The organism is Vibrio sp. 2132-1 (genome assembly GCF_033344315.1).
In genome coordinates this window covers 1-554 of the sequence record NZ_JAWPON010000712.1, presented here as the reverse complement: position 1 = coordinate 554, position 554 = coordinate 1, and the positions used below count along the sequence as shown (strand labels likewise).

Sequence of the window (554 nt, the reverse complement as noted above, 5' to 3'; positions counted from 1 at the left end):
CGTTGTCGAGGTCTAGACGCCAAAGCCGTATTATCGCAAGTTGGTGGATTTGAAATCGTACAGATGGTCGGGGCGTTCCTTGAGGCGAAGCGTTTAAAAACGCCAGTGCTTGTCGATGGTTTTATTGTCTCTGTCGCGGCGTATGTTGCCACGTTACTAGACGAAGAAACACGTGACTACATGCTGTTTGCACATCGTTCAGAAGAAAACGGACACAAGTTTGTGTTGGAGTCATTAAAAGCCGAACCTTTGCTGGATTTAGGGCTCCGCCTCGGTGAAGGAACAGGTGCTGCGTTGGCATTGCCGCTATTGAAGGCCGCTGCGCAGTTCTATAATAAAATGGCCAGTTTTGAGAGTGCGGGAGTGACGGTTTAGTGTCTGAGTCAAAAAGTTCAAGACAAGCAACGCTACGCTATCAAATGGAGCTATTCCTCTTGGCTGTGAGCTTTTTTAGCCGCTTGCCTGTACCAAGTGACTTACCTTACAGCGAAGAGCGTATGGACCAAGCCGGGCGAAATTTTGCCTTGGTTGGTGTGATTCTTGGTGTGCTTTGC

At 48.7% G+C, this 554-nt stretch carries 1 protein-coding gene and 1 pseudogene; both read left to right on the top strand.

Translation table 11 applies throughout. The features are described from left to right. Positions 1-375 (top strand): nicotinate-nucleotide--dimethylbenzimidazole phosphoribosyltransferase (locus R8N47_RS27540; RefSeq protein WP_318186405.1); only part of this gene is annotated, 375 nt, incomplete at its 5' end. Positions 376-419: 44 nt separating this feature from the next. After that, a pseudogene (locus tag R8N47_RS27535) lies at positions 420-554 on the top strand (adenosylcobinamide-GDP ribazoletransferase); the annotation flags it as partial.